This window comes from Enterococcus sp. 3G6_DIV0642 (genome assembly GCF_002140635.1).
GTDB lineage: Bacteria > Bacillota > Bacilli > Lactobacillales > Enterococcaceae > Enterococcus_D > Enterococcus_D casseliflavus.
Genome location: NZ_NGLH01000001.1, coordinates 2,891,618 through 2,917,936, shown reverse-complemented (window position 1 = coordinate 2,917,936; position 26,319 = coordinate 2,891,618). Strand labels below are relative to the sequence as shown.

40 protein-coding genes are annotated in these 26,319 nt (G+C 38.8%); 39 read left to right on the top strand and 1 reads right to left on the bottom strand.

The annotated features are described in order from the left end of the window. Window positions 1-80 precede the first annotated feature (80 nt). Both A5878_RS14130 and A5878_RS14125 read left to right on the top strand, forming a co-directional pair. Window positions 81-326: a helix-turn-helix domain-containing protein gene (locus A5878_RS14130; protein ID WP_074536826.1), complete on the top strand. Its 246-nt coding sequence runs from the start codon at window positions 81-83 to the stop codon at window positions 324-326. A gap of 21 nt (window positions 327-347) precedes the next feature. Further along, the gene (locus A5878_RS14125) at window positions 348-626 is read left to right on the top strand and encodes a helix-turn-helix domain-containing protein (protein WP_086295735.1); all 279 of its coding nucleotides are present in this window, start codon (window positions 348-350) and stop codon (window positions 624-626) included. Window positions 627-1,216: 590 nt separating this feature from the next. On the opposite strand, the gene A5878_RS17835 is transcribed toward A5878_RS14125, so the two are convergent. Beyond that, window positions 1,217-1,354, bottom strand: coding sequence for a rubredoxin-like protein (locus A5878_RS17835; RefSeq protein WP_086295733.1), 138 nt, complete (start codon window positions 1,352-1,354; stop codon window positions 1,217-1,219). Window positions 1,355-1,447: 93 nt separating this feature from the next. On the opposite strand from A5878_RS17835, the gene A5878_RS17565 reads away from it, so the two are divergent. From A5878_RS17565 to A5878_RS13940, 37 genes are all read left to right on the top strand, one after another. Beyond that, a complete protein-coding gene (locus tag A5878_RS17565; RefSeq protein ID WP_179190645.1) occupies window positions 1,448-1,585 on the top strand; it encodes a hypothetical protein in 138 nt (45 codons plus the stop codon). 4 nt (window positions 1,586-1,589) lie between these two features. Further along, a complete protein-coding gene (locus tag A5878_RS14110; protein ID WP_086295732.1) occupies window positions 1,590-1,844 on the top strand; it encodes a hypothetical protein in 255 nt (84 codons plus the stop codon). 18 nt (window positions 1,845-1,862) lie between these two features. Then, window positions 1,863-2,084: a hypothetical protein gene (locus A5878_RS14105; RefSeq protein ID WP_086295731.1), complete on the top strand. Its 222-nt coding sequence runs from the start codon at window positions 1,863-1,865 to the stop codon at window positions 2,082-2,084. 168 nt (window positions 2,085-2,252) lie between these two features. Beyond that, window positions 2,253-3,077, top strand: coding sequence for a hypothetical protein (locus A5878_RS14100; RefSeq protein ID WP_230321977.1), 825 nt, complete (start codon window positions 2,253-2,255; stop codon window positions 3,075-3,077). 14 nt (window positions 3,078-3,091) lie between these two features. Beyond that, the gene (locus A5878_RS14095) at window positions 3,092-3,499 is read left to right on the top strand and encodes a hypothetical protein (protein ID WP_086295729.1); all 408 of its coding nucleotides are present in this window, start codon (window positions 3,092-3,094) and stop codon (window positions 3,497-3,499) included. Beyond that, the gene (locus tag A5878_RS14090) at window positions 3,474-3,974 is read left to right on the top strand and encodes a Holliday junction resolvase RecU (protein WP_086295728.1); all 501 of its coding nucleotides are present in this window, start codon (window positions 3,474-3,476) and stop codon (window positions 3,972-3,974) included. The genes A5878_RS14095 and A5878_RS14090 overlap by 26 nt, the downstream gene beginning before the upstream one ends. Before the next feature lie 4 nt (window positions 3,975-3,978). Then, window positions 3,979-4,281, top strand: a complete 303-nt coding sequence (locus A5878_RS17560; protein ID WP_086295727.1) for a hypothetical protein — start codon at window positions 3,979-3,981, stop codon at window positions 4,279-4,281. Further along, a complete protein-coding gene (locus A5878_RS14080; RefSeq protein ID WP_256925793.1) occupies window positions 4,241-4,621 on the top strand; it encodes a hypothetical protein in 381 nt (126 codons plus the stop codon). The genes A5878_RS17560 and A5878_RS14080 overlap by 41 nt, the downstream gene beginning before the upstream one ends. Window positions 4,622-4,644: 23 nt before the next feature. Then, complete coding sequence (locus A5878_RS14075; RefSeq protein WP_005233996.1) at window positions 4,645-4,947, top strand: MazG-like family protein; 303 nt, start codon at window positions 4,645-4,647, stop codon at window positions 4,945-4,947. 41 nt (window positions 4,948-4,988) lie between these two features. Next, complete coding sequence (locus tag A5878_RS14070) at window positions 4,989-5,417, top strand: hypothetical protein (RefSeq protein ID WP_086295726.1); 429 nt, start codon at window positions 4,989-4,991, stop codon at window positions 5,415-5,417. Window positions 5,418-5,459: 42 nt separating this feature from the next. Continuing rightward, the gene (locus tag A5878_RS17405) at window positions 5,460-5,615 is read left to right on the top strand and encodes a hypothetical protein (RefSeq protein WP_256925792.1); all 156 of its coding nucleotides are present in this window, start codon (window positions 5,460-5,462) and stop codon (window positions 5,613-5,615) included. 227 nt (window positions 5,616-5,842) lie between these two features. After that, window positions 5,843-6,172, top strand: coding sequence for a hypothetical protein (locus A5878_RS14060; RefSeq protein WP_086295724.1), 330 nt, complete (start codon window positions 5,843-5,845; stop codon window positions 6,170-6,172). Next, the gene (locus tag A5878_RS14055; protein ID WP_086295723.1) at window positions 6,159-6,449 is read left to right on the top strand and encodes a hypothetical protein; all 291 of its coding nucleotides are present in this window, start codon (window positions 6,159-6,161) and stop codon (window positions 6,447-6,449) included. Before A5878_RS14060 ends, A5878_RS14055 begins: the two co-directional genes overlap by 14 nt. Next, a complete protein-coding gene (locus tag A5878_RS14050) occupies window positions 6,449-6,778 on the top strand; it encodes a hypothetical protein (protein WP_086295722.1) in 330 nt (109 codons plus the stop codon). The genes A5878_RS14055 and A5878_RS14050 overlap by 1 nt, the downstream gene beginning before the upstream one ends. Then, complete coding sequence (locus A5878_RS14045; RefSeq protein ID WP_086295721.1) at window positions 6,768-6,956, top strand: hypothetical protein; 189 nt, start codon at window positions 6,768-6,770, stop codon at window positions 6,954-6,956. Before A5878_RS14050 ends, A5878_RS14045 begins: the two co-directional genes overlap by 11 nt. Before the next feature lie 5 nt (window positions 6,957-6,961). After that, complete coding sequence (locus A5878_RS14040; protein ID WP_086295720.1) at window positions 6,962-7,447, top strand: hypothetical protein; 486 nt, start codon at window positions 6,962-6,964, stop codon at window positions 7,445-7,447. Between the two features lie 3 nt (window positions 7,448-7,450). After that, window positions 7,451-7,588 (top strand): hypothetical protein, encoded by a 138-nt coding sequence (locus tag A5878_RS17555; protein WP_179190652.1) that lies wholly within the window; start codon window positions 7,451-7,453, stop codon window positions 7,586-7,588. Window positions 7,589-7,769: 181 nt separating this feature from the next. Continuing rightward, window positions 7,770-8,240, top strand: coding sequence for a hypothetical protein (locus tag A5878_RS14035; protein WP_086295719.1), 471 nt, complete (start codon window positions 7,770-7,772; stop codon window positions 8,238-8,240). 286 nt (window positions 8,241-8,526) lie between these two features. After that, on the top strand, window positions 8,527-8,706 hold the full coding sequence (locus A5878_RS14030) for a sporulation protein Cse60 (protein WP_179190651.1): 180 nt from the start codon (window positions 8,527-8,529) through the stop codon (window positions 8,704-8,706). Window positions 8,707-8,765: 59 nt separating this feature from the next. Then, entirely contained in the window at window positions 8,766-9,170 is a 405-nt protein-coding gene (locus A5878_RS14025; RefSeq protein ID WP_086295717.1) for a hypothetical protein, read from the top strand. Then, window positions 9,167-9,532 carry an HNH endonuclease gene (locus tag A5878_RS14020; protein WP_086295716.1) on the top strand — a complete coding sequence of 122 codons (366 nt, stop codon included), beginning with the start codon at window positions 9,167-9,169 and terminating at the stop codon, window positions 9,530-9,532. The genes A5878_RS14025 and A5878_RS14020 overlap by 4 nt, the downstream gene beginning before the upstream one ends. 114 nt (window positions 9,533-9,646) lie before the next feature. Then, window positions 9,647-10,099 carry a P27 family phage terminase small subunit gene (locus A5878_RS14015; RefSeq protein ID WP_086295715.1) on the top strand — a complete coding sequence of 151 codons (453 nt, stop codon included), beginning with the start codon at window positions 9,647-9,649 and terminating at the stop codon, window positions 10,097-10,099. Next, window positions 10,096-11,823, top strand: coding sequence for a terminase large subunit (locus A5878_RS14010; protein ID WP_086295714.1), 1,728 nt, complete (start codon window positions 10,096-10,098; stop codon window positions 11,821-11,823). The genes A5878_RS14015 and A5878_RS14010 overlap by 4 nt, the downstream gene beginning before the upstream one ends. Window positions 11,824-11,890: 67 nt before the next feature. Beyond that, on the top strand, window positions 11,891-13,075 hold the full coding sequence (locus A5878_RS14005) for a phage portal protein (protein WP_179190663.1): 1,185 nt from the start codon (window positions 11,891-11,893) through the stop codon (window positions 13,073-13,075). Beyond that, the gene (locus A5878_RS14000; RefSeq protein WP_086295712.1) at window positions 13,047-13,619 is read left to right on the top strand and encodes an HK97 family phage prohead protease; all 573 of its coding nucleotides are present in this window, start codon (window positions 13,047-13,049) and stop codon (window positions 13,617-13,619) included. The genes A5878_RS14005 and A5878_RS14000 overlap by 29 nt, the downstream gene beginning before the upstream one ends. An 11-nt stretch (window positions 13,620-13,630) precedes the next feature. Next, entirely contained in the window at window positions 13,631-15,001 is a 1,371-nt protein-coding gene (locus tag A5878_RS13995) for a phage major capsid protein (RefSeq protein WP_086295711.1), read from the top strand. 2 nt (window positions 15,002-15,003) lie between these two features. Beyond that, on the top strand, window positions 15,004-15,291 hold the full coding sequence (locus A5878_RS13990; protein ID WP_086295710.1) for a head-tail connector protein: 288 nt from the start codon (window positions 15,004-15,006) through the stop codon (window positions 15,289-15,291). After that, a complete protein-coding gene (locus A5878_RS13985) occupies window positions 15,263-15,589 on the top strand; it encodes a phage head closure protein (RefSeq protein ID WP_086295709.1) in 327 nt (108 codons plus the stop codon). The genes A5878_RS13990 and A5878_RS13985 overlap by 29 nt, the downstream gene beginning before the upstream one ends. Continuing rightward, window positions 15,579-15,914 carry a hypothetical protein gene (locus A5878_RS13980; protein WP_086295708.1) on the top strand — a complete coding sequence of 112 codons (336 nt, stop codon included), beginning with the start codon at window positions 15,579-15,581 and terminating at the stop codon, window positions 15,912-15,914. Before A5878_RS13985 ends, A5878_RS13980 begins: the two co-directional genes overlap by 11 nt. Next, window positions 15,907-16,269 carry an HK97-gp10 family putative phage morphogenesis protein gene (locus A5878_RS13975; RefSeq protein ID WP_086295707.1) on the top strand — a complete coding sequence of 121 codons (363 nt, stop codon included), beginning with the start codon at window positions 15,907-15,909 and terminating at the stop codon, window positions 16,267-16,269. Before A5878_RS13980 ends, A5878_RS13975 begins: the two co-directional genes overlap by 8 nt. Continuing rightward, on the top strand, window positions 16,266-16,907 hold the full coding sequence (locus A5878_RS13970; RefSeq protein ID WP_086295821.1) for a major tail protein: 642 nt from the start codon (window positions 16,266-16,268) through the stop codon (window positions 16,905-16,907). The genes A5878_RS13975 and A5878_RS13970 overlap by 4 nt, the downstream gene beginning before the upstream one ends. Next, a complete protein-coding gene (locus A5878_RS13965; protein WP_086295706.1) occupies window positions 16,907-17,371 on the top strand; it encodes a hypothetical protein in 465 nt (154 codons plus the stop codon). Before A5878_RS13970 ends, A5878_RS13965 begins: the two co-directional genes overlap by 1 nt. 44 nt (window positions 17,372-17,415) lie before the next feature. Next, on the top strand, window positions 17,416-19,743 hold the full coding sequence (locus A5878_RS13960) for a phage tail tape measure protein (RefSeq protein ID WP_086295705.1): 2,328 nt from the start codon (window positions 17,416-17,418) through the stop codon (window positions 19,741-19,743). Between the two features lie 11 nt (window positions 19,744-19,754). After that, window positions 19,755-20,453 carry a phage tail protein gene (locus A5878_RS13955; protein ID WP_179190649.1) on the top strand — a complete coding sequence of 233 codons (699 nt, stop codon included), beginning with the start codon at window positions 19,755-19,757 and terminating at the stop codon, window positions 20,451-20,453. After that, on the top strand, window positions 20,450-23,191 hold the full coding sequence (locus tag A5878_RS13950) for a phage tail tip lysozyme (protein ID WP_086295703.1): 2,742 nt from the start codon (window positions 20,450-20,452) through the stop codon (window positions 23,189-23,191). The genes A5878_RS13955 and A5878_RS13950 overlap by 4 nt, the downstream gene beginning before the upstream one ends. A gap of 11 nt (window positions 23,192-23,202) precedes the next feature. After that, a complete protein-coding gene (locus tag A5878_RS13945) occupies window positions 23,203-23,436 on the top strand; it encodes a hypothetical protein (RefSeq protein ID WP_086295702.1) in 234 nt (77 codons plus the stop codon). Between the two features lie 2 nt (window positions 23,437-23,438). Further along, the gene (locus A5878_RS13940; RefSeq protein WP_086295701.1) at window positions 23,439-26,300 is read left to right on the top strand and encodes a phage baseplate upper protein; all 2,862 of its coding nucleotides are present in this window, start codon (window positions 23,439-23,441) and stop codon (window positions 26,298-26,300) included. Window positions 26,301-26,319: the final 19 nt, after the last annotated feature.

The following is a 26,319-nucleotide window of genomic DNA, read 5'->3' as shown; positions in this document are numbered from 1 at the left end:
AATATGTTGACAATTCTTTTTATCGCTTGTATTATAAAAATGTGAGTTGCAATAATGCGACAAATTTAGGAGGTGAAATCATGCCAGTTGATGTTGAAAGGTTGGATGAGATTATCGAACAAAGGAACACAAAACAGAGAGTAGCAGAGCTTATTGGTGTAAATAGAAGTACTTTCTACAGAAAGTTAAAGGGCGAGGGGAAAGGTTTTTCTGTAGAAGAAGCGCAAAAGATTACGGCAGTAGTGCCACTATCTGGGGAAGAAGCTATTCAAATTTTTTTTGGTAATAAAGTCGCAAAAACGCTACACGAGCAAAGTGATCAATAAAAATATATCGAGGTGGTTATTATGGCAATCATTACAGCACCAATAGAAATGCCAGAATCATTTGGGGAAGAATTAGCAGCAGTTATTGCTGCTAAGGTTCTCCAAAAGGTAGGGGAATCGATCAAAGCTGAAGACCTTCCACCATATCCAACAAAGAAGCAAGTAAAACAAATTCTCCGGATTGGTGAAGAACGGATTAACGAATGGATTGTTGAGGGATTACCTCAAATACCTTTTGGTAAGGAAACTAGATTTGACCGTGATGATATAAAAAGATTCCTAAACAATAAAAAAATCTAATGCCCGCCAGCATGTAGAAATAGGAGGAATCAAATGAAATACACATTATCCCAAGAACTACTGATACATGATCTTATTATAGAAAAAATTAGAAGTTTACACGATCAACTTAATGATCGCAAAAGACCGTTAACCGAATCACAACGAGATTTATCGATTCGGGAATTGAGGAGTTATCAAGATCTAATTTATCAGAATCGGTTAAATAGAACGATGGAAGTGAGGTAGGAAGTGTGAAGATACCAAAAAAAAACAAACTATTCCCAAAAGCCGTTCCCAACTGATAAAGAACGGCGCGACTGGGACGATTTCGTAAATATGACCATTGCTGTGGGTGCGTTGATCATAGCGTTGCTAAATTTATTTTTCCAATTAAAAAATTGAAAATATAAATGGCGAAGTATTTGCAAGAAAACTGGGCAAATATCATGTCAGATTGAAAGGAGGTGAGAAGAATGAAAACAGGAATTTTCAGGACAAAATATTCTACAAAAGAAGGTAAATTCACATGTAGATGGATGATGTTATTTGGAAAATGTTACTTCGTAAAACATAAAAAGGCAGCTTAGGTGCAAGCCGCCAAGGAAAAGTTATTTCGTATAGGTTGAGCCATCACAGCGCGGGCACGGTGGAAGCGTGTCCGTGTGATCATCAAGAGTTACTTTTTGACCACAAGAGTTACAAGTATACGTTCCTTTTCCGGGTTTTTCTCCGGTAGTATAAGTCATATTTTTCACCTCCTCTAAGGAGATTATACACTAAAAGGATTTAAAAATGACTAATCGCTAAAAATTTAACTTAAACGGGGAAGTGGTGATTTTGTGAATAAGAAATGGTTAGCTACGCTCCATGACAATCCATTGTATAAAGCACGTCAATTACAAGGGATTGCTTATGCCAGCTTATTGTTAAACGGTATTTTGTTAGCTATTTGTTTCCTATTAATGATTGGAGGGTAACTAGATGTTTAAAGAAAGAGAAATTATTTTCACAACCAGTCGAATGTATGTTAAACCATACACTCAAAAAAATAAGTCGATTATCTGGAATAAGTTTGAATCGACATGTGAAGTAGAAGATCGTTCATTTGATAGCGATGAGACACCAACAATTGCTTTATATTTCGTTGTTTCAGATGATCAGTTTCAAAAGTTACAAATGGCCATCCCAAATTTGTTACCGGATCTGGTTAAAAAGGGCGGAATCCAGTATGAGTGAAAGTTGCGGGTGATGTAGATGTTATCAAAGGCGATCGATTACTTAGAAAAAATGCCTGCAATTGTTATGCAGGTTCGTATGAGGAAACGTGGCGAGAATTATGTATACAGTATTGAAGCGAAAACTGAACGAGGTAGAGTAGAAACATTTCAGTTGCGTGGAAGGACGTTGTATCACCATGTTTTTCATCTGGGAAAACCAACCGAAGAAAAGGTTCTTTTCCAGTTTTCAGAACAATAAAAAAAGCCGCCAAAACTGGCGACTTCTGAGAATGGTATTTCTTATCTCCGACAAGATAAGTATACCATCCTCAGACTGTTTTTGCAAAAAACGCTGCTATTTCGGCGTTTTATCGTCCTTGTATTAGATACTAACTTAACGGACGTAGAAAATTCTGGGGTGTTTGTCATGAAGAAATCATTTGTTAGAGAACGCAGAGTGGAAGCAGGACCATATAAAGAAATCCGACTTTACAGTAGGACGATCGAGCAAGAACGAAAATGCAGAGAACCCAGAGGTAGGAGAAAGAAAGTAACTGGCTTATCTCAAGCAAGATGGAATCAAGCCCAAAGTAAACGAAAGGCTGCTTTGTTCCTGTATGCAAACTTTGGAGAAAAAGATTACTATGCAACCTTCACTTATTCTGATCAATTTCTACCTGAAAAGCCTGCTGACGCCAAGCGTGATCAAGAAAACACTTTGAAAAAACTAAAAAGACTCTATGAGAAAGAAGGGTTCGAACTCAAGTACATGTGGTTTACCTCTTATCAATACGATGAGGAAGTAGGCTATATCACTCGAATCCATCACCATATCGTTTTAAACAATGGACCATCAAGGGATGCAATCGAGAGTGTTTGGTCTAAAGGACGAGGAAAGAAGAAACAGCCTCTTGGTCGAAGACAAGTGCAAAACATTCAATACGATTCAGATGGGATGCAAGGCTTGGTCAATTATTTAACTGGTCAAGAGAAATGGGAAAATCGCCAGTGGAAGAAAGGTCAAAAGCGATGGTCCAAGAGTCGAAACCTTAAAGAACCACACGAAACAACCAACGATGATTATTGGTCATTTAGAAAACTAAATAAATTAGGTATGTCCAACGATGATGGAGCAGAGGAAATTCTTAAGAGGTTTCCTCAATACCGAATTTTAGGAGATATATTGAAAATTTACGATGAGGATCGTGGATGGTATTTCAAAATCGAACTGTTCAGAAATGATGATGGATAGAGAAAGAGGTAGAAATGGAAAATAAACAGACGTATCTGGTCGCCTGCTTTGATAAATCAGATTGTATCGACATGATGCAGGAAGTCTTTTTGATGTTAAACATTGATGATCAAAACAAAGGGAAATTTTCTCCATGTATTAAAACATTGGAAATCAAATCAGAAGAAAAGGAAATCCGGTTTCTTCAAAATCAGCAAATTTGCGATGCTGCATCAAACAAGTTAAATGATCATTCAGCATACGCAGGAATAGTTAAGAGCGATCGGTATTCACAATTCGTTTGCTTTGAAGATAAAGCACACTATGAGCGCATTTACCGTAGAACACTAGATACATTTGGTCAAAATGACAAAGAAGGATTTATTTCTAAACTAATGCAGAAAGTAGGTAGAAACGATGTCTTCAAGAAATTACCAAAATAGAGTCAACAATGATTTGGGCGATATCTTTGAAAAAATGATTGATCAAGGTTGTTGGTACTACAGAACAAAAGAAATTGCTTTAATTGAAAAAACGCCTGAACCGTTTCGTGTTAAGAAAATAATCGGCGATGGCAGCATGATCGTTTATCCGATTGGTAAAGCTCAACCTGATTACAAAGGAACTCTAAGGGATGGACGTGCCATTGTTTTTGAAGCGAAGATGACCACAACGGATCGATTAAAAAAATCAGTGATCACACAAAATCAGGCGGCCTTGTTGGATCTCCATCAAAAATTAGGAGCGATGGCAGGTGTTTGTTGCATGATCAAAAAGACCGTTGGGTTTATCCCATGGAGTGATTGGCAGAACATGAAAGCAAAATATGGTCGTCAGTACATTCTTGAAGAAGAGTTGGAAGAATATCAGGTTGCTACGCCGGGCTACATCGATTTTCTGAATAAAACGAATTGGTGATCCTATGGATGAAAGAATAACCAGTTTCAAAGTAGCACGTGTCGAATTCACCATGTTTTGCGAGGTACGAGGATGGACGGTTGAGTATTTTTCTAACAATACCAAGAATTACCGTCAATACTATGCAAGATGTTACGTTCCGGAAAAGGCAGATACCTATCATTTTATTATTACACTTGCAGGGAAGTACTATCGCCTTCTCGGAAATAAGCAGTGGGAGCCTTATGAATATGTATATAAGCCAGCAGATGCAGGAGGTGATCAACATGAAACAGAATCAACAGGCGATGAAGCAGAAAGAACATGAAAAAAAGAAGCGTCACAGAGAACGTGCTTTAAAACTACAACGATTACTTTATCTATCTAACCTTGATGATCGAGAGATTGATCCAATAAGCGAGGAAGAGCTGGAAGCATTGCGTATTGAACTCTGGAGAGGGGAGCAATCCCATTTGCGAATTGTAGAGGTTATTTACAAAGGCGAAGTGATTTTCACAGGTACTCGGAAAGACGTATGTCGGAAGTGCAAAAAAGCAAATCGAACGATGAACGATTTATTACGTTATGGTCATGAAGATAAGCAAGGAAGGACTTACCGTTATAAGGATTGGACTGAATCCTTTGAAGAGCAAGTTGACTTTGATTAAGCATAATTATTGGAGGGAAAATTATGAATGAATTAGTTGAATTAGTAGAACAATGGTCAAAAGAAAAAGGATTGGATAAAGCAGATTCTAGCAAACAAATGTTGAAAGTTGTCGAAGAAACTGGTGAAGTTGCAGCTGCATTAGCAAGAAACGATCGAGATGCACTAAGAGATGGTATTGGCGATGTAGTAGTAACCTTGATCATCTTGGCAATGCAAAATGATATGGACTTGTACGAATGTTTGAATTTTGCTTATGACGAAATCAAAGGACGGACTGGAAAGATGGTCAATGGTGTTTTCGTTAAATCCAGTGATCTGAAATAATTCCAGAATCGGAAGATATTACCAACTAGGAGGAGAAGAAAATGAGTAAAGAAATGCACGAAAAATGGATGTGTTCTGTGGATGAAGAGCGTTGGCAAGCCACTGAATATTTTGACACTAAAGAAGAAGCCGTGAGATTTGGTATTGAGTCAATTAAAACCTTTAACAAGAATCCAGAAGACGAGTGTTTGGATGATGAAATGGGAAGTACACCAGAAGAAGTTGTAACTAGCTTTTTTGTGGGACAAGCGTTCTGTCCAGGAATACCTTTCAACGTTGATGATTTACTAGAACGTATACAGGAAGCTGCTTATGAAAATGGAGGAGAATTTGCCGAAGACTATTTAGATGATGTAACAAAAGAACACAGGGAAGAACTAGATGACTTAATTCAAAACTGGTTCATAAAGCACAAATATTTACCTAACTGGTACAACATTTATGAAATTGATGAAATTAGTGTGATCTGATTCCACTAACCACCAAAATAGCAAACTGAAGGAGGTAAGGATTTGAAAGTATTAGAATTATTTGCCGGTACCAGATCCATCGGAAAAGCTTTTGAGAAAGCAGGGCATGAAGTCTTTTCTATCGAATGGGATAGAAAGCATGAACTTTGGAACAGGAGGAAGAGTGATGAACAGGCGCCAAAAAAACAAACAATTTAAAAACTGGCTAATCGAAAACGGTTATCCAGATAAAAAAGTAACACTTCATTGTTCAGAATGCGGAAACAAATTGAGCTTTAAGAATGAATACCATAAAAGACACCTTGTGTGTGACGAATTTTGCTATATGCATAGCTTAGGTCTTGGGTGGAATGATTTTCTGTGATGAGCTGTTGGACAAGCAACGAATTCAGCAATCGTCAGCGATAAATGAACGGAGGGGAAAAATGACATTTATAGATTTTGATCCAAGATACAGATTTTCCTTAATTCATCAGCGAGGCAACATTCGAACAGTACACGGATACTACGACAAAGAAATAGAAGCATCAGTTAAAATTAAAAACATTCTAGATACTGAAGATATCGAAAATTTGGAGGATGTAATCGAACTTTATAAAGTCGACGTAACTGATCTAGAAGAAAAGCACAATACAGAGTTAGAAAATATCGATATGCATGATGTATGTTCGGAAAGTCAATTGATTCATAAACTAGTTGTTGATGACAATTTCCTTTGGAAAAGATTTGAGGTTAGCAAACATGATACCAAATAGCATCAAAGTAGCTGGTATGACATATAAAGTTGAAGAAGTGCCGTTTGTTGAAATTGATGGAGACAGAAACTTTCAAGGGGTCTGTCTCTATCATGAAAATACAATTCAAGTTCTTGAGACATTGTCAGAATCCAGAAAGGAACAAACTTTTGTGCATGAACTGACGCACGCTATTTTTTATGAAGCGGGGTTTGAAGAGCAAGACGAAAACATGATAAACCGAGTGTCCTTGGTTCTACATCAAGTTTTAAAGGATCGTCATTTAGAGGTGAAATAATGGCAGAAGAACAATTTTACATGAAATATACTCGTGGTTACCTAGTTTATGTAAAAAATGATACCGGCAGACGAGTGAAGGTGACTTGGAAAGAGTTTTTCGAAAGCTATGATCCAAACAAGAGAGTTAACTTTCAGGATTTGGTTGAACTTATACCAGTTGATGAAAAATACGAGAAGGCTCGTGATCAAATGGAATTTGAAAAGCTAATCCTGAGAGAAAATGAACCCATTGTAGATCAACTAGATTTATTTCATGAATATAGCGAACCAATTGATTTTGATAAATTGGTAGCAAATTTAAAGCAGGAGCAAGCCGATGAATCGTAAAACTATCCTTGTATTATTACTAGCAGCGATTTCAGCCGTAAGTTGGCTATCCTATACAATTGTGGACCAGCAAAAGCAGATTGTGAAGCTAGAACAGCAGCTGCAGCATGAGCAGATGAAGTACAAGATTATTATCAACGATCCGTTAGTCAGGGATGCGATGGAAAGTGGAGGATGAAACAAATGTTAAAAGAAATAGCACGAATTGCTTTGCATGGTATGAATTCGAACGATGAAGAAGTCATTAAAGCTTGCTTAGAAAAAATATGGATCATGTCCATTGAGAATGTTTCAGAATCAGAAGCCAGTAAAAAAATGAATGACAAGCAGAAAGATAAAATCAAGGCAGATGATGATCGGGGAGCATATTTAATAAAAAAATACGGCACATATAAAGGACATTCAAAATTCAAATTGGCATTAGATTTCTTTCAAGTGAGTAATGACCGATTTTTTGAAATATATAAGTTTAATTTTGTCCCTCAAGGTGAATTGTATGAGGTAGCCAGATCATATATAACCGGAAGACAATTGAATGAGGGATTAATAGTTGGACCAAGTGTTTCTGCCAATATGCTGAGACGTTCCGGAATGGAGATAGATGTTTCGAGCAGTATTGCAAATCAGATTCGTAATTCTATGAGTAAATCATTCCGGCTAGGGGGATAAATGATGGACTTTGCAGTGTTAGTAGCCATAGCACTTTTTGCCACAGTTTTCGCAAGTGTGATTTTTGGTAAAGAATTAGATGAAAAGGAGAAGCAAGCCATTGCCAAAGAAAAAATCGAAAGTAAAAAAGAAGAAGCGTAAGTTACTAGAAAAAGCCAAGGCGAACGGAACCATAAATAAAAAAGTCCTTGGTAAGACATTGAAGAGTTTAATCATTGATGAAGAACATCAACATGGCTCACATTTTGATAAATAAAAAAGCCACTACCTTTTGGGTAAGTGACCTGTGACAAGACTATTTTACCATAAAGGGGTGGCGTTTGTGAGATTTCAATGGCTTAAAAACTACCAAGACTTAGAAGAACAAATACTCTTCATGAAATGGAATCTTAACAAGAGTAGGTTGGAATTAGATCGATGGGTCAACGGTGATTTAGCAAACGTGCGCCTTGAAAAGAATTCAAGATCATCATCGTTGGAAGAAAACATCAGAATCATAGAGAATGAATTAGAGCTGCTTGAAAAAGAAAAAACAGAACTGATGGAGTTGATCGATTCGTTCAGTGGAGCAGACGTCCAAATTGTAAAGTTAAAGTATATTGATGACATGGATGTTTATGATATAGCAGATGCTACAGGTTACAGCGTATCTTATATAAGAAAGCGGCTTACAGAGATTCGCAAGACATTATCATTCGTGGATGAATATGAGGCAAGGCGAGAGGAACGGTTGAAGAAGCAAGAAGAAATGGATTACTATTCAGCAGACCAGGATCAATTAAGTTTGTTTTGACATTGCCACAAAATGCGACCTCAAAGCCTGTGTATATTTCTTGATTTAAACAGGTTATAGTAATAGCGTAGAAGAAACGGAGAGTCGGTTGTTGGACTACTCACAATAATCCAAATACCGAAAGGGGGCTAATCCCTCATCGCTTTACTTCTTTGACGGATACGAAAGACAGCACAATTTTTTGAAAGAGGTGGATCATCTCATTTCAAAATTCGCTAGTGCTGTCTTTTTGTAATTGTTTTCATTTCCATCATAGAGTATGCTTATCTTAATTGGAGGTGATAGCATGGAAGTTAAAGTTATTTCAAGTTCAAGCCAAATTGGTTTTGAACAGAAACTAAACGAGTTTCTATCTGAATTAGCAGAACAAGAAAAAGAAGTTATTGATATTAAGTACCAGACACAAGCTTATACGCGTAATAGCAGTACGCAATTAAACCACTCTGCTTTAGTCATTTACAAATAAAAATTAAGACATCCGGTTGGGTGTCTTTTTTTATTCACAATTATAAGGAGGAATCACAAATGATAGTACCTATCAGAAAAACAATTGCTGGAACAGAGTATTGGGATACAGAAAAGAAACAATCGTTGTTTGTACCTAAAGGTAGTGAACCGGATTTTGAAGTGACTGAAAATCCTAAGTCGATGATCACACCTGAAGGAGACAAGATGATTGTTGCTTATGACGAATCAGACGGAAAGGATAAAACTGTTGTTTCCGAAATAATCCAGCATAAAGATGGAACAGTTGGAGTACAAGATATTACGGTTGTTGAGGATACTGTTCAAGATGAAGAACCATCGGAACTGGAAGGTATGACTGCTAAGGATCTACGTGCATATGCGAAAAAGAACGGTATTACAATTCCAGCTGCTATCCGATCTAAAGGAGATATCTTACGAACGATTGAAGAAGCAGAGAAATGAAGTACTGTGGATTTGACGGATGTCAGGTCAAGATAGATCGTGGCACCTATTGTAAGGAACATGCACCAAGGCGAAAGACCAAAGCTAAGAAGAGTGCATACCACCATGAGAACAAATCATTCTATCGGACACAAGCATGGCGTGATGTTTCTGATTTTGTTTATGAAAGAGAAGGTGGTTGTTGTCAAAGATGTGGTCGCTTTGTATTCGGAAGGCGAGCACATCGACACCATGTAGTACCGATCAAGAAGAACGACATGCTCAAGCTTGATCCAAACAACATCCGATTATTGTGTCCAAGTTGTCACGTAATTGAAGAAAATGAAACAGACGAGAAAAAAGTTTTCCCGTCTTATTTTTAATTAACCCCCCCTATCCTTTTCGAAAAATTTTGTTCGCCGGGAGATAGGTCAGAGGGAGTTACGCGCATCGTTTTTTTAAAAATTTCAAAAAATAAAAGGGGGGTACGTATAAAAATGACGACGAAGGCGCAACGTAAAGCGATTGTTGATGAAAAAGTAAGTGCGGAAAAAGCAAGAATTTTATTGATTATGCGGGAGTCTGATATTTATATGATTACTTTAGACCCCTTGATTGAATCCTATTTGGATATTTTTGAAATTTACCAATATAAGTTCTTGGCATGGAAAGAAAAGGGGTTTCCAGAAACGCAAAAATACACCAATAAATCGGGAGCGACTAACCCAACAAAACATCCATTGGCCCAACAAGTTGAATTTTGGTCTGACAAAAAAATGAAAGCCTTGGACTATTTAGGTCTAACTAACAAAGCCGCAATTGGTAAAAAGGTTACTGGTGGATCTACTGCAAGGCAAAACGAAGAAATCACACGTCCAGAAGAAAAGCTAATGGATGAATTAGCCGAACATCGGAATAAATGGCGAGTAAAAGCAGGTGGTAATTCATGATTGAACCCGGTGTAAATTACGCTGACTTATTTGCTAAAGGTGTAAGGAAACATCCGCACAAATATCCAAAGACAGTTAGATTAGCAATTGATCGCTGGTACCGGTGGAAAAAACGTAAAGATATTTGGTTTGATGTTGATCGTGCGAATGAAATGATGGATTGGGTTGAATCGTTTATTGTGCATACCAAGGGTGATATGGTTGGCAAACCGTTTCTTTTAGAACCTTGGGAAAAATTCATTTACTCATGGATTTACGGTTGGGTGAAGAAAAACGAAAAGGGCCAAACGGTTCGAGTTACTCGTGAAGCTTATGTACAGATTCCCAAAAAGAATGGTAAAACGTTAATTGGTGTGGGTTCTTTAGGATATGCGATGTATGGTGAAGGAGCCTTATCCGTCAATTGCTATGCATGTGCTTCCGATTATGCTCAAGCGCAATACGCCGCACAGCCGTTCGCTGATACGATTTTGAATAACGAAGTGCTGCTTGATGGAACGAAAATTTTTAAAGGCCCCAAAGGAACCGTAGCAAGCGTCACTTATCGATATATTGTCAATAATATGGCTTATACAAATAAATTTATCGTTCAAACCAAAAATATCGAAAACATTGAGGGATCAAATCCCTATTTCATTGTTAACGATGAATTGCATAAGCAAGAAAAAATGGAGCAATACGACAACTTCAAATCTGCTCAAATCTCTTTGCCGCAACCTTTGATGTTTAACATTTCAACCGCTGGTAAAGGATCGTCTTCGGTCGGCATGCGTGTCTACCGTGAAGCTAAAGAAGTGTTGAAAAAGGACGATAACGATTCGAACTTTGTTTTGATTTACGAACCAAACAAAAACTATGATTGGACTGATCGTAAAGTTTGGGAAATGTGCAATCCTAACTGGGGAATATCTGTTGACTTGTCAGCTTTGGAATCAGCTTTTAAAACGGCTCAACGTTCTGCCCATTCAAAAGCAGAATTTTTGACCAAGCATTTGAATGTGTTCGTCAATGGTGCTGATAATTTCTTTGAACAGGATCAAGTAGAACCTTGCTTAGTATCTAGTAAAGAATTAGGGGATCTTCAAAATGAACCTTGCTACATAGGTTTGGATCTATCGAAAACACGAGATTTAACTTGTGTTTCTCTCAATTTCCCAACATGGGATGAAAATGGAAAATCAATTTTAAAAGTTAAACAGCTCTATTTTATTCCGAGTGAAGATTTAGATTTCCGAGAAAAAGAAGACAACGTACCTTATCGAGAGCTAGAAGAACAAGGGTTTGTTGAATTTTGTGATGGAAAGATGATTGATCAGGAGCAAATACTTCAGTTCATTGAAGATTGTATGGAACTATACGATATCCAGCAGGTCAATTATGATCCAGCGATGAGTGCTAAGCTTATCGAGAAGTTGGAGAATTTAGGACTAGAATGTATCGAGGTGCCACAGTATCCCAAATACTTGAACGGTCCATTCGATGATGTCGAGCGACTTTTCTATGAACAAAGAATATTATTCGATAATCCACTTATGCTGTACTGTACATTAAATGTCGTAGCAGTAACCAATATGAGTGGACAAAAAGCGCCAAGTAAACGTCAGTCAAAAAAGAAGATTGATGGTTTCGTGGCGTTTTTATGTGCCCACAAAGAAACGATGAATCAAATGACAGATTTTGATGATGGGCAGTTGGCAGATTATTTGGGAAGTATTTACAGATAAATTATTTGAAAGGCGGTGAGACTTATTGAGATTAAGAGATAGAATTTCAAATGCAGTATTTTCATTCATGGAGAAACGAGGGTATCTTGAAGATATTTTCGGTAAAAACACACGTTATGGTCAAAGGTATGTTACTGACAATTCAATCATGGAATCGTCTGATGTATACGAATTAGTTCAAGATATTTCTAATCAAGTCGCTTTGGCCACTCCAGTGGTAATTGGACCAAATGGCCAAGAAGTGAAGGATCATTTCTTGTTGAATATCCTAAATAATCCAAATGATTATCTAACTGGGTTCGAGTTTTCAAAATTGGAAACAAATACACTTTTGATCAATGGAGAAACATTTCCTTTGACAGATCGTGATCAACTCCATTTGGCGTATGGCGTTACTACCAAAATCAATGAACGGCTGCAAGAAGAGTTTAGTATGAATGGCCAAGATATACCTAGTCAAATGATCAGACATATTAAAAACATTGGTACTGATTCATTAAAAGGCGCCGGAATTATTGACCTAGCCAGAAACACGCTAGAAGGCGTTCTAAGCGCCGAAAAGGTATTGACAGATAAATACTCAAAAGGTGGATTACTTGCGTTCATGCTCAAACTGGACGCGCACATTAATCCGAATAACAGCGCACAAACTCAAATCGTTGCAAAGATTCTTGATCAGTTAGAAGGAACCCAAGACGACAACAACCACACAGTCAAGATGATTCCTTTGGGGAAAGGATATTCAATTGAGACTTTAAAAAGTCCAGTTGATGATGCAGCAATTTTGAATTACTTGGGTGTTTACAAGAAAGATTTGGGGAAATTTTTGGGGATCAATGTCGATACTTATCAAGCATTGATGAAGTCAGATATTGAAAAAGCAATGATGTACTTGCATAACAAAGCAATCAAACCAATATTGAAGAACAAGGGCGAACATTACACCGCTCTTTTTTTTATGCCTAATTCTGGCTATCGAGTGGAATGGAAAATCAATATTTTGGACTTTGTTCCTTATTCAACCAAAACAAATATTGGTTACAACATTGTTCGTACTGGTATTACAAGCCCAGATAATGTGGCAGATATGCTTGGTTTCCCTAAACAAAACACGCCAGAAACACAAGCAATTTATATTTCTAATGATTTATCGAGGATCGGCCAAAAGAATGCAACAGATGATTCGTTGCCTACTGGTGATGATCTGAAGGGAGGTGATGGAAATGAAAAAGAAGGAAATTCGGACATTTGATATCACCAACTTGAGTACGAGGGATGATACCGAAAACAATAGTCGAATCGTTACTGGTTATGCAGCAGTTTTTAATAGCCGCACGCTTTTATGGGAAGGACTTGAAGAAGTGATTTCTCCCGGTGCTTTTTCAAGAGCATTGTCTGGTTCAGACGTTCGATGTTTGTTTGATCATGATTGGTCCAAAGTTTTGGGTCGTACAAAAAGCGGCACACTTCGATTAGAAGAAGATGAACGTGGTTTGAAATTCGAAGTTGAATTGCCAAATACCACGGTCGCAAATGATCTGATCGAGTCTATGCAACGCGGCGATATCAACCAATGCAGTTTTGGTTTTATTCCAACAGAAGAAACATGGGATTACAACACTGACCCAGTGCTTCGTACGGTCAATGAAGTTGATTTATTCGAAGTATCAATTGTTTCTTTACCTGCTTATCAGGATACAGAAGCAGCGCTTGCTAGAAGCAAACAGGAAGTCCAGCAAGACATTGCAACACGCAAAAAAATGATTCAAAAAATTAACGGGGCGCTTAACGCATAGGAGGATACACCATGAAAAACAAAAAACTATTGAAAAAATTACAAGCTCGTCATGAGCAACGCTTGACTGAATTACGCGGACGAATCGAATCTGGTGAAGTACGTGAAGCTGATCTTGAATCCGTACAAAATGAAATTGACACTTTGATTGATGAACTAAAAGATATCAAGACAGAATTGGATGAAGGCACAGATGAACCAGCGACGGATCCCGAAGACGGTGAAGGTCGTTCAGCTGATGATGGGGATGATACAGATCCAGTAGATCCACCAGCGGATGAGCCGGAAGCAGGCACGAAAGAAAATCGTGATGGGATGATCACTCAGGAACAACGCGATGGCTTGTTGGGCAACATTAAAAAAGGAATGGAAGGACGTAACGCTTTGAACAAAAAACAACGAGAGCGGCAACAGCGCAAAGCATTTGCTGATTTCATTGTCGGGAATATCTCTGAATATGAAGCACGCGCATTAGGTATCGTTACTGGTAATGGATCTGTCACAGTTCCAGAAGTAATTGCTTCGGAAGTTATTACGTACGCACAAGAAGAAAACTTGTTACGTAAATATGGGGTAGTAAAACGTACGGCAGGAGACGTTAAATATCCGTTCCTTGTCAAAAAAGCAATGGCAAACGTCAGCAAGAAAGAGCGTACTACAGATGTTCCTGAAACGGATATCGAATTTGATGAGATCACATTGGATCCAGCTGAATTCGATGCATTGGCAACTGTAACTAAGAAGTTGTTGAAAATGTCTGGTGTTCCAGTTGAAGATATCGTGGTCGAAGAATTGAAGAAAGCCTATGTACGAAAAGAAATCAACTACATGTTCAATGGTGATGACACAGGAAATGAAAACCCTGGCGCATTAGCTAAAAAAGCTGTGGCATTTACACCTGAAGTAGCTGTGGACTTGACTGCTGAAGATGCTGGTCAAAAACTCTATGACGCTTTGATCGAAATGAAAAACACTCCTGTGTCTGAAGTAATGAAAAAAGGGCGTTTCATTATCAACCGGGCTGCATTGACTGCAGTTGAAAAAATGAAAACAACTGACGGTTTCCCATTGTTACGGCCATTCACTCAAGCTGAAGGCGGAATCGGGCATACTTTGGTTGGATACCCTGTTGATTGGACTGATGCTGCAGATAAGAAAGGCGAAGTTGATACACCGGTAATTTACTTCGGGGACTTCTCTGCATTTAAAATTCAAGAAGTTATTGGGGCATTGGAAATTCAAAAACTGGTTGAAAAATTCTCTGGTAAAAACCAAATTGGTTTCCAAATCTATAACTTGTTAGATGGGCAACTGATCTACTCGCCATTTGAACCAGCAGTTTATCGCTATGAAATCGGGGCAGCTGCCGGCGGCGGTGAATAATCATGACCGATGAATCTAAAGAGCTATCTTTGGAAGAAAAGTTCAAGGCGCATATTCATTTTGAAGAGGGTATGGATGATTCCATGCTCTCTTTCTATTTGGAGATGGCCAAGGACTACGTGATGACCGCTACTGGTGGTCAAAAAGAATATTTGATTTTATTGGTGGCTGGTATTGGTTATGAGTATCGGGTTGCTGAAGGTGAATTAGAAGCAGCTTTGAATGCCATTACGCCATTTATTGTACAAGGGGTGATCCAAAATGCCGAAGCGACAGACCAACAAACTTAGGTGGAAGGCTAAATTATTGGATATCGTCGAAACAGTTGACGATCGTGATCGACCGGTCACTGAATACCAAGAAAATCGTGATCTTTGGTATCAGGATATCGGCGTGACTGCACAAGAAAAATATCTTTCGCAACAAGCTAAAACTGACGTTGTCAGACGGATTAAGATTAGATTGGATAAATCTATCACCGAAAAGCTAAGTGCCGTAAGAATTGATTCTGTGGCTTATAACATTACTCGTATTTATACGAATGTTGATGATCGTGAAATGGAGTTGAGTTTGGCTTATGTCGATTAGCTTAAATGAATTGAGACTGTTACTCAAAACACTTCCCTACAAACTATATCGGAATATGGCGCCAAAAAACACAGCTTATCCTTATATGGTTTACACCTACGATAGCACTGAAAATGTTCATGCCAGCAGCAATGTCTATCGTCGAAAACGAACCTATCAATTGTCACTGTTTACTGACGGTACCGAAGATGATCTATTGCCGATTGAAGACTTGTTTGCAAAGAACAAGATTCAATATGGCGATTTCTATTCAACTGCTGGTTCCGAAAATGATGACACGATCACTAATTTCTATACAGAAATACAGGTGATTGTCGATGGCTAGAAAAAACGGATTTGAAGCACAAGCTGACTTCTTTGGCAATTTGATGAAACAAGACCCAACGAAGATTACGATGAAGTCTCTAGAAGAAGCTGCTGAGTACTACTTGCAAATGCTTATGCCAAACATTCCAGAATCTTTATTTGACAAAGAACATGCGAAAGATCATGTAAAAGTTGAAATAGGAAAGAAGAATGTGCAAGTTGCATTTGAGAATACAGCTTATTATTGGCGGTTCCCGGAAAACGGCACTGTTGATCAAAAAGCGCAACGCTTCGCAAGCAAGACTTACAAAAAACATAGCGATAAAATCGCTGAAATTATGACAAGAAAAATTATGAACCAATGGAAAGGATGATTTCTTTGGATGCAAAAGAAATTAAGTTTTTTGAAGGATTAGATGATGTATTGATCACAATGATGTTAACACCTGAGTCACCGAATACTGCACCAACTTATGACGAGATCGTACGTTTACCAATTGCCACAGAGTTGGCTATTAGTGGTAACGGATCTACATTAGAGAAATACGCTTCTAGCAAGCTTTTCCGCTCAATCGGGCGAGAAACCAAACACGAAATTGGCTTAACGCATGTTGGTATTCCTGTTTCTTTGATGGATAGGATTAAAGGTTTGGTTGCTCAAAAAGGGGTTACTTTCAATAAAACCAATGCCGTTGAATTACCATACTTTGCTTTTGGATTTATCGGAAATATTGAAGGTGGGGGCAAGAAAGCTGTTTGGTACCCTAAAGTACAATTATCAAATGTTATTGATGAAACATATGTTACAGCAGAGGCAGAAATTGAAATCAATGATGTAACAGCGAATCTAAATGCTTATGGGTTGAATTTCAATAATGTCATGTACTCAACATTTGATTCCTATCGCGAGAGCGCAGAAGGAATCACTTTGGATCAGTTCATTGCGCAGCCGGTATATAGTGAAGAACAATGGGCAACCTTATCTGCAGCACCATCGGGTGGTGGCGACTAATGGCAAAACTATCCGATTATGGCATTACATTAGGCGAATTAGAAACAGTCACTATTCAAGGTCATAAATTTCCGGTAGACGCCACCATGGAAACGTGGGAATTTATCGCTGAAATCTATGATCAAGATTATTCTGTTTTTGAAGCAGATATGAATGACATGTTAAAACGAGCAGATGGCCGAATGGATTTAAGATCCGTCACGCCGTCTGATTTTAAAATTATGCGAGCATTGATCTACGGCATGTTGCGGACTGGTGGACTCGAAGAAGATCCTAAGACGATCGAACGTTTCTTAGGAATGGGCGAGGAAGTGCTGCAAGTCTACTCAGTTTGTATGAGGATCTACGCACCAAAACAATTCCAAGAGGTAGACTTAAAAAAATCCAAAAAGCCACAAGATTATCAAGTCTCAAAAACCCAAAAAAGAAAAAATCAAAAGCGAAATCGCAACAAGAACCGATAGGCACGCCTTGGGATTTCTATCTTTATGTAGTCCTCAATTTTAGGATGAATGGTGAAGTCGCTTATTCTAAAACGATCAAAGAGATCAATAATGACATGAAATTGGCGACTCTTGAATACAAAAATCAGATATCCGGCATGGACAAAAATGCGAGTGCGACGGAAAAGCTAGCAGCTGCTAAACAAAAGCTTGAAAAGCAATTAGATATAGCGGCCGCCAAAACTGAAGCTTTGCGTGAAGAGTATGCTAAATCAGCTAAAGAAACCGGAGAGAACTCCGAAAAAACACGAAAGCTTTACGAGATGCTATTAAAGTCTGAAACTAGCGAAAATAATCTTCGAAAAGCATTACAATCTACAAATGATGCGCTAGATGCGCAAGGGAATAAAGCATTAACTACTGCTGAAAAATTGGAAAAGATCGAAAAAGCAGCCGAAAAAGTGAAATTAGCTGGCGAAAAGCTCTCGGTTGGTGTAACGGCACCAGTGGTGGCAATGGCTACTGCAGGTGCTAAAGCATACAATGATCTTTCTACTGCCCAAACAGAACTACAAGCATCTTTCGGACTTACTGAAAAAGAAGCAAAAAGTTCAACCACTGCAATGGAGAATATTTTCGCAGATGGATTAGTTGAAAATATAGATGAAGCAAAAGAAGCTGTCATAAAAATGATCAATCAGTTTCCTGAATTGAAAAACCAAGGTTCTGATGCTATTCAGGCAATGACTGAGAAGGCTTTAACGCTGGAAAAACTTTTTGATGCAGATATGGATGAAACCTTGCGTGGTGCAAATGCGCTCATGACTGCTTATGGTTATGACGGAAGCGAAGCAATGGATTTGATTACGACTGCCACACAAAACGGATTAGACAAAACGCATGAGTTAGGCGATAACTTAGCAGAGTACGCAACGCTTTTCCACCAAAGTGGATACTCTGCTGAAGAAATGTTCTCTATTTTAGAAGCTGGTTTGGACGGCGGTGCGTATAACCTTGATAAGGTGAATGACTTAGTCAAAGAGTTTGGTATTCGTATGAGTGATGGAACTGTAAAAGATGCTGTTGGCGACTTAGGTGGCGATTTTTCTAATCTATATAAACAAATTGAAGATGGTAATCTTTCCTCTAAGGATGCTTTCCAATTACTTTCGACTGAAATATCTAAAATGAGTTCTGAGCAAGACAAAGCGGCTGCTATTTCTGCGATTTTTGGTACACAAGGTGAAGATGCGGGTATTCAGGTAATTGAAGCTATGTCAGGTGCAACTGATGCAATCGAAAAAAACAAACAAGCATATGATGATGCAGCGGGATCAAGTGACAACTTAACTAATAAAGTTAAAGAAACAGTCACTTACCAAAGTGCTATGAACAATATGATGTTGGCAGCAGCTGAAGTTGGCGAGGAGTTAGCACCTACGATCAATAGTGTTGCTGAAGCAGTGAAAAATGCTGCTCAGTGGTTTAGAGGCTTGGATGAAGACACTCAAAAAACTATTATGACCATTGCGGGGATAGCTACGGTTGTCGGTCCTTTATTGGTGATGTTTGGTACTCTATTTACAAACATTCAAAGAATAGTGACAGTCGGAAGTTCTGTAATTGGCGTTTTTGGAAAGTTGTTTGCATTATTAGCTGGTAATCCTTTTGTTCTAATTATTGCAGGTATTGCCTTGCTTATTGCAGGATTAATTCTCGCCTATAATAAGGTGGAATGGTTTAGGAACGGTGTGAATGCATTCTTTCAAGGTGTATCGGATGTCGCCGTTGAGGTATTCAACTTTATCGGGGGATACATTAGTGGAGTATTCGAAGGTCTTTGGACAAATATTTCCAACGTATTCGAAGCTGGGAAACGCATATTCACTGGTTTTATTGATTTTATCACTGGAGTTTTCACAGGGGATTGGGAACGAGCTTGGAATGGTATTGTAAACATTTTTGGTGGTATCTTCGACGGAATTGTTGCGATTGCGAAAATGCCACTAAACAACATGATCGGACTTATCAACGGATTTATTCGAGGTCTGAATAATATCAAGGTTCCTAAATGGGTACCTGGTGTTGGTGGTAAAAGCTTCAGCATTGGAGAATTACCCTATCTGGCAAAAGGCGGGCATGTACTGAACGGCCAAGCAATCGTTGGTGAAGCTGGACCAGAATTGCTTACGAACAAAAACGGTAAGACAACTGTTACTCCGTTATCAGACGAAGAAAAACGCAAAGGCATTGGCGGTAAAGTACAGCCTTCTAAAGTGGAACAACATATCCATATTGGGAATGTCGATGCGAATAACCCAAGCGAATTAAATAAAATGAACCGTAAATTTTACCGTGCAAGCAAACAAGCACTTGCCGGTGTGGGAGGTTAGTAGGAATGTTCATGGATGCTGATACACCGAATTTTATATTCAAAGGAATCAACGCAGTTATGGATATGGATTGTATTATCGAAACTGAACTTCCTGAGATCTCTCCAAACAAACGCTACGAAGAAATCACTGTGCTAGGACGAAGCGGATCGCTGCACGAAACATTTGATGATTATGAACCTTACGATTTAGGAGTCGAATCAGTCACAGTGCCTTATGATCGGTTACGTGAAGTAAAGCAATGGTTGCGAGGTCGCGGACAATTAATTACCCATAATGATTGCAATACCTATCGAGACGTTATTTGCATGATGGATTCTCCTACTGAGTTTGAAAACGAGTGGGGTTTTTTCTATACCTTCGATTTAACATTTAGATGCCAACCTTTTAAGCGGAAAGTGAATGAGCAGTCATTGCCATTCGCTACTTCGCTGGTCTTTCACGATCCGGGCGATGAAATAGCAAAACCTTCCCTTGAATTGAAACCAACAGGCGGCAACGTCAAACTTACAATCAACAGTACTTCGTTGACGATCACAAACAGTAGTACCGAAATAATCAAAGTCGATTGTGAACACGGAAAAATTATTCAAGGTTCCAAAACACTTTTCAGCAAAGGTGAATGGCCGTTGGTTCGTCCGGGAGAGAACAGACTGACTACCACAGGTATTTCTAGCGGTACAATTTTAAGAAGGAGCGTGTATTTGTGAGTTTAGTTTATGTTTATGAAGAAATGCCAGCGGACTTAGAAACGAACGGTCACGCTTTGATTGATTGGGCTGATTTACCTGAAATCAATCGGATTCTAAATGGTGATTATACTTTCTATGGCAACTATTCATTAGATGGTCAAAATGTAGAATATCTCAAAGAAGATAACTTCATTCGTGCAGAGGATGAAGACGGCAAGATGAAATACTTTGAGATTAAAAAGGTAACGAAAAATCTCAATTCTTTCTCTGTTACTGGACGAGCGATCGGTTACATGTTGAGTCGGAATTTCATTGAGAGTAGTTTCACTCAAAATGGTACAGGATCAATTATCATGGGTAGATTAAAGGCTGCCCTAGCATTTGAGCAGCCTTTTTCATTTGAGTCAGATATTCAAACAGTCCACCAATTCACTGTCAAACAAACTAATCCAGTTGATGCTGTGATTGGTTCAAACAATGGTAATGAGAATCTAGCGAGTATCACAGCTGGCGAATTGGATATGGACAACTATCGTTTTAGATTGCTGTCTCGAATCGGAAAAGACAATGGCTATCGTGTTGATTTAGGAGTGAACCTAGAATCGATTGAGGAAGAGATAGACGGCAACTACTACAATAGCTTGTATTTAATCGGCGGAGTCCCAGAAGGCGATTACGATGAAGACAAGGAGCCTATCACGTACAAATATCTTCAACTAGCAGGAGTAACCGATAAAAACCGCCGTATTGGCAAATACGAAAATTCGGAACTCACCACGGTTGAAGAGTTGAAAAAATGGGGCCAAACAAAATTTGATGTCGATCGAGTACATGAGCCTTCAATTACTCATACGGTCTCTATGGTCCAACTTGAAAACACGATGGAATATGAAGACCTATACGATGATATTGCAAGGCTGCATTTCGGTGATACTTGCTACTGTAAAGTTGCAAAATTAGGCATTGAAGTAGCTGAACGAATGATCGAGTACACTTGGTACCCAACGCTTGGCAAATACAAAAGCGTGACTTTAGGTAATGATATCGAGTTCTACACCAATGCAACGGCGACTGAGACAGCAAAGCTTCGTCAAAAGGTTGAAAGTCGCACTGAATTGATGGTTGAAGCCGTTCGAAATGCTTCTAGTTGGATCACTGGAACAAAAGGTGGCTACGTTCGTATGCGGCCAGAAAAAGCGCCTAGTGAAATCCTAATCATGGATAAACCTTCTGTCGCTGATGCTCAAAAAGTTTGGCGATGGAATTTAGGTGGTCTAGGATACTCTAACAACGGCGTGAACGGTCCTTACGGTTTAGCAATGACTCAAGATGGAGCGATAGTGGCTGACTTTATCACTGCGGGAATTTTGTCGGGTATTCTCGTTCAAGGGGTAGCCTTGAAGACATTGGATGACAAATCATTCCAAGTAGTCGTTGAAGGAGGTAAGGTTTCGTTTGAAAAGAAAGTTGTTTCCACAGGGTTGGATGATGTTCATGGAGAATCATTAGGAGCTATCACATCTACCTATGGAGCAGATAAAAATATCAACGGTTTTGCTATTTGGAAAGAGCCGAATTACATCTTTTCAATTAATACTGGTGATGGTGATGGGAAATCAGTTGCGGTCTTCCAAATTCCTAAAGAAAGTACACCTGATGCACCGTTATATAGACTTAGCGGTGAAGGGACTTTTCGTAATGGGAAAGTGACGTTCCAAGATGCAGTCGCAATGGATGGTCGTTTAGATGTCAAAGAACTGTATGTAAATGGCGTTAAAATTGATCAAAATGGCGGTGGATCTGGAGGAAATGGTGGCGGATGGAATGGCCAATATCCTCCAGAGGTAACAAGCGATCGCGACAAACGTTACTGGCAGATCTGGGCAATGTTTATTGGTGCTGGCGGTACACAACAAGCCGCAGCCGCTTTACTAGGCAACGCTCAAGGGGAATCAGATGCGAATCCAACCGCAGATGAAGGAAATGGCGCTCCTGGTTTCGGTTATGGTGTATGGCAATGGACGGATGGAACAGGCGCAACAAGTGGTCGTGTTTATATGATTAACCTTATGACTAGAGCTGGAATCTCTGGTGATCCAGATACAATCACAACACAGTTTAAATTACTGATGTGGCATGCGCCAAATGGTCAATGGATTGCAACCAGTGCTTATCCATATACTTGGTCACAGTTCATGAATATGACTGATATCGCTGTTGCTACAAGAGCGTTTGAGGAAAACTTCGAACGCCCGTTGAACGATCATCCAGAACGGATTACGTGGGCAAATGAATGGTATCTAAAATTCAAAGACTTAGATATTCCCCAATCTAGCGGCTATATTGTTCCGATTGATGCGCCAGTGACTGTAACGAGTGAATTTGGCTGGAGAACACACCCAATCACTGGTGAAGCAAATTACCACAATGGAATTGATCTAGTAAATAACAATTTAAATGCACCGATTTATGCATCTGCAGATGGTGAAGTAATTGTTGCAGGTGATGCGAACTACTTTGATTGGTATGGAAATTGGGTTGTTATAAAGCACAGTGATGGTATGTACACTGGGTACGCTCACCTTAGCAGCGTAGAAGTCTCTAAAGGAAGTACAGTTACACAAGGGCAACAAATCGGCGTAATTGGAACGACAGGTCCAAGCACTGGAATACATTTACATTTCCAATTTTTCGATGAGATGTATCCTAGTTCAAATGACCATTTTTTTAATCCGCGCGATTATATTGATTTTTAGGAGTGATGAACTTGCCAAAAGAAATAAATGAACCAGGAATCTTACAGGTTACTACAAATAAAAATGTTGTATTTAGAAAGAAAAGTATCCGAAATATTTTTGTAGATCAGGAAGGGAATTGCGTAGTTACAATTATTAAAACAGCAGATGAAGGTGAATTATTAGAAACAAAACAAATCTCAGGTACAATGTTTTTAGATGAAATAGAGCCAATCATTCTGGAAATATTGGGAAGAGGGGAGTAATTATGGGAGTAGTTTTTCCGATCACTTTAAATGTTTATGAACCGAATAACGATATCGGTATTTTACGAATTAGACAATCAGATGAGGGTACACAAACGGTTGATGTTCAAATCCTAGAAGATGCGTTGCCTAAATCCTATTTTGGTTTGCAGGTTTTCTTTTGTTCGCGTATTGGTCAAACTGATGGTTTGGGTATAATCGAACAAAAACTAAATGCAGAAGAAATGACTGATCCTAGAAACGGAAAATTTAAGTACACATTCCGACCAGAAGACTGGCAAGTATTAGGCCGTCAAAATGGATACTTTAGTTTTAGAAAGATGGTCAACGATCACACCTACATTCAGCAGTTTTCCACGAGAGATTTCACGTTCGAAGTAACGAAAAGTATTTATAGCGATGGTATCAAAGAAGTAATCAAAGATGGATCGACTTACGTTTGGACATTTGAGGACTTGCTGCGACTATTCAAAGAGTTCATACAAAACAGCGAAGTAAATATGGGTGACTTGGAAAGCCAGTGGGCAGACTTTGTCGAACAAAACAAAGATATTATCGAATCAATAGATCCTAGTGGTGAAATCCTAACTGCACTTGGAACCTTGGTGTCTTTTCGAGCGGATGACAAAGATATTATCACAAAAATGCGAAATGAGTTCGAAACACGTGGTGTCAATCCCTACTGGTTTGGCGCTAAGGGCGATGGGACAACGGATGATACAGTGGCGATCACAGCTGCTTTTAACTATGCTAAAGCAAGCAAACAAAATATTTTCTTTGAGAATAAAAAATATATTTACAATCCAGTAGATACTGTTGAGTTTAGTCGATCAATCGATTTTGGTCATGCGGAACTTATCAGAAATGATGGAGTTAATGTGAATAAACCGATTGTCAAATTGGTCAATGATAAGCCAACCACTGAAATAGATCCTGACTCTTTTACGTATCCTGTCACAAAGGGAACACAACGTATTTCCCAATTGGCTGGCTATGGCAATGCTTATGTACAAGTGGAAGACTCCTCCAAAAAGATCTTTAAGCGAGAAGGGGTTGCAAATGATCCGGGAGAGGGCGTAATAAAATTCGATCAATTCACAGTTGATAACGATGGCTATCTGACTTCCCAACTCACTTATGATTTTGATGATTTTAGCAAAGTTACAGTATTTCCAATCAATTCAGAGTGGTCAGTAATTAAAGGCGGGAAGTTTTTGAGCATTATTGATGAGAGTGAAGCTTATCGGTATTTCAAAAACGGGATTGAGATTCAACGATCGAATACAATCATTGAAAATATTTACCACGATGTTGATCAAAACAAAGTTATGGGACCACGCTCTGGGTTTATTAATGTTCAAAATTGTGCAAATATCATTTTGAGAAACGTAAAACTGCAACCTTTAAAATATGCTGATTACGGCACCTACGATTTCAATCCTGAAAAAGTAGTAAACCTAACGCTTGAAAACGTAATTGCACAAAATTATACGGACGACCTTTGGGGGTTCATGGGCGGGAATTTTTTAAAAAATGTACTCGTTGCTAATTCTAAGATTTCTCGATTCGATGCGCATATGGGTATTACTAATCTGACGATTCGTGATTCCGAGATTGGAAGAGGCGGCATTCAGGTTGTTGGCTACGGAAAATTGACCTTATCAAATATTGAAACTTATGCACCTAATGTTATCAAACTAAGAAGTGATTACGGTTCGTTTTGGGATGGTGAAATATTAGTAAAAGATGTCATTCATCATAGGACAAAGGATGAAGAGATGAATTTTATTCTCGGAGACTATAAGTATGATTTCGATTATGGGGATGATGGGAGAGTAAAAGGATTGGCTAGAGGCAATCTATCAGTTGAAAATTATACTGTAGATGACCATAATATCGCTACGACAAGCACAAATGGGCTTGTTGGTTTGATAAAAATCGTTGCAAGGATGATAACTACAGACACCGTGGCGTATGCATACCGTTTACCAAAATTAATTCATTTTAACAAGTGCCAAATTATTCGGAAAAGCGCCGAAATGAATGGATTTTATTTCTTTGCCGACATAAACAGTTGGGCCATGCGAGCGCAAAAGAATGCGAGACTATACGGTTCTGGTAATTTTGATGCGAATGTCCAAGTCGTCCTAGATGGAATTGATTTTTATGATTTTTCTGGTGTTGATTGGCGTTCAAATCTTTTCGTCTACGGTGGATCTAATCCACTCGGCACAAATGGCGACGATGATTACGGATCGATAGTTTCTCGACCTTTTTGGCAGATAACTGTTAAAGATTCAACCGGATTTCATGCATCAACCTTAGGCAGATACGTAAAGCTAAATGTATACAATACTGATATCTATTTCTGTTTAGCTTATCAAAGGGCTAGCAGGAGCTGGCTATCCTTTGTTAATTGTCGAATAACTCCTAGGGTATCCGCAGAGACGAGCGTTGCTTTTAAAGCTCGATTTGATCGGTGGTACTTCGTGAACTGTTATTTTGATCAAGTTTTTATCGGTTCATCGACGACCGTAGTTGCAAACCCGTTCGCTTATGCTCTCCAAGATTTGCTAGCGTTTGCGACTGGTGAAGGTCAACCTATCGTACCTACATCATCTATGAGCGGTTGCGGGCTTACTAGTCAATATAATCTGTCCTCATTGAAACCAGATATCGGTAATTTTGATTTCAGATTTGGAGATTTTATTCCTTATAGGGTCTATCACGGGAAAAAAGGGGCTACAACGTGGCGACCAAAAACGAATCTAGCGGTTGGTCTGCAATACTATGACACTAGTTTAAATAAGTTACTCCTGTATGATGGATCTGCATGGAGAGACACAAATGGAAATGTAGTTTAAGCACGCTCAATCGAGTGTG

Bases quoted from the DNA above. Each gene is read 5' to 3' on its own strand.
- A5878_RS14130 (WP_074536826.1), top strand. From the start codon at position 81: ATGCCAGTTGATGTTGAAAGGTTGGATGAGATTATCGAACAAAGGAAC.
- A5878_RS14060 (WP_086295724.1), top strand. From the start codon at position 5,843: ATGACATTTATAGATTTTGATCCAAGATACAGATTTTCCTTAATTCAT.
- A5878_RS14125 (WP_086295735.1), top strand. From the start codon at position 348: ATGGCAATCATTACAGCACCAATAGAAATGCCAGAATCATTTGGGGAA.
- A5878_RS14105 (WP_086295731.1), top strand. From the start codon at position 1,863: ATGTTATCAAAGGCGATCGATTACTTAGAAAAAATGCCTGCAATTGTT.
- A5878_RS14090 (WP_086295728.1), top strand. From the start codon at position 3,474: ATGTCTTCAAGAAATTACCAAAATAGAGTCAACAATGATTTGGGCGAT.
- A5878_RS14075 (WP_005233996.1), top strand. From the start codon at position 4,645: ATGAATGAATTAGTTGAATTAGTAGAACAATGGTCAAAAGAAAAAGGA.
- A5878_RS14010 (WP_086295714.1), top strand. From the start codon at position 10,096: ATGATTGAACCCGGTGTAAATTACGCTGACTTATTTGCTAAAGGTGTA.
- A5878_RS14005 (WP_179190663.1), top strand. From the start codon at position 11,891: ATGGAGAAACGAGGGTATCTTGAAGATATTTTCGGTAAAAACACACGT.
- A5878_RS13965 (WP_086295706.1), top strand. From the start codon at position 16,907: ATGGCAAAACTATCCGATTATGGCATTACATTAGGCGAATTAGAAACA.
- A5878_RS13970 (WP_086295821.1), top strand. From the start codon at position 16,266: ATGATTTCTTTGGATGCAAAAGAAATTAAGTTTTTTGAAGGATTAGAT.
- A5878_RS13975 (WP_086295707.1), top strand. From the start codon at position 15,907: ATGGCTAGAAAAAACGGATTTGAAGCACAAGCTGACTTCTTTGGCAAT.
- A5878_RS14100 (WP_230321977.1), top strand. From the start codon at position 2,253: ATGAAGAAATCATTTGTTAGAGAACGCAGAGTGGAAGCAGGACCATAT.
- A5878_RS17835 (WP_086295733.1), bottom strand. From the start codon at position 1,354: ATGACTTATACTACCGGAGAAAAACCCGGAAAAGGAACGTATACTTGT.
- A5878_RS17555 (WP_179190652.1), top strand. From the start codon at position 7,451: ATGGACTTTGCAGTGTTAGTAGCCATAGCACTTTTTGCCACAGTTTTC.
- A5878_RS14055 (WP_086295723.1), top strand. From the start codon at position 6,159: ATGATACCAAATAGCATCAAAGTAGCTGGTATGACATATAAAGTTGAA.
- A5878_RS13940 (WP_086295701.1), top strand. From the start codon at position 23,439: ATGGGAGTAGTTTTTCCGATCACTTTAAATGTTTATGAACCGAATAAC.
- A5878_RS13985 (WP_086295709.1), top strand. From the start codon at position 15,263: ATGCCGAAGCGACAGACCAACAAACTTAGGTGGAAGGCTAAATTATTG.
- A5878_RS14095 (WP_086295729.1), top strand. From the start codon at position 3,092: ATGGAAAATAAACAGACGTATCTGGTCGCCTGCTTTGATAAATCAGAT.
- A5878_RS14025 (WP_086295717.1), top strand. From the start codon at position 8,766: ATGATAGTACCTATCAGAAAAACAATTGCTGGAACAGAGTATTGGGAT.
- A5878_RS14040 (WP_086295720.1), top strand. From the start codon at position 6,962: ATGTTAAAAGAAATAGCACGAATTGCTTTGCATGGTATGAATTCGAAC.
- A5878_RS14080 (WP_256925793.1), top strand. From the start codon at position 4,241: ATGAAACAGAATCAACAGGCGATGAAGCAGAAAGAACATGAAAAAAAG.
- A5878_RS14050 (WP_086295722.1), top strand. From the start codon at position 6,449: ATGGCAGAAGAACAATTTTACATGAAATATACTCGTGGTTACCTAGTT.
- A5878_RS13990 (WP_086295710.1), top strand. From the start codon at position 15,004: ATGACCGATGAATCTAAAGAGCTATCTTTGGAAGAAAAGTTCAAGGCG.
- A5878_RS14110 (WP_086295732.1), top strand. From the start codon at position 1,590: ATGTTTAAAGAAAGAGAAATTATTTTCACAACCAGTCGAATGTATGTT.
- A5878_RS14030 (WP_179190651.1), top strand. From the start codon at position 8,527: ATGGAAGTTAAAGTTATTTCAAGTTCAAGCCAAATTGGTTTTGAACAG.
- A5878_RS14070 (WP_086295726.1), top strand. From the start codon at position 4,989: ATGAGTAAAGAAATGCACGAAAAATGGATGTGTTCTGTGGATGAAGAG.
- A5878_RS13980 (WP_086295708.1), top strand. From the start codon at position 15,579: ATGTCGATTAGCTTAAATGAATTGAGACTGTTACTCAAAACACTTCCC.
- A5878_RS14000 (WP_086295712.1), top strand. From the start codon at position 13,047: ATGAAAAAGAAGGAAATTCGGACATTTGATATCACCAACTTGAGTACG.
- A5878_RS14015 (WP_086295715.1), top strand. From the start codon at position 9,647: ATGACGACGAAGGCGCAACGTAAAGCGATTGTTGATGAAAAAGTAAGT.
- A5878_RS17560 (WP_086295727.1), top strand. From the start codon at position 3,979: ATGGATGAAAGAATAACCAGTTTCAAAGTAGCACGTGTCGAATTCACC.
- A5878_RS13955 (WP_179190649.1), top strand. From the start codon at position 19,755: ATGGATGCTGATACACCGAATTTTATATTCAAAGGAATCAACGCAGTT.
- A5878_RS13995 (WP_086295711.1), top strand. From the start codon at position 13,631: ATGAAAAACAAAAAACTATTGAAAAAATTACAAGCTCGTCATGAGCAA.
- A5878_RS13960 (WP_086295705.1), top strand. From the start codon at position 17,416: ATGAATGGTGAAGTCGCTTATTCTAAAACGATCAAAGAGATCAATAAT.
- A5878_RS14045 (WP_086295721.1), top strand. From the start codon at position 6,768: ATGAATCGTAAAACTATCCTTGTATTATTACTAGCAGCGATTTCAGCC.
- A5878_RS14020 (WP_086295716.1), top strand. From the start codon at position 9,167: ATGAAGTACTGTGGATTTGACGGATGTCAGGTCAAGATAGATCGTGGC.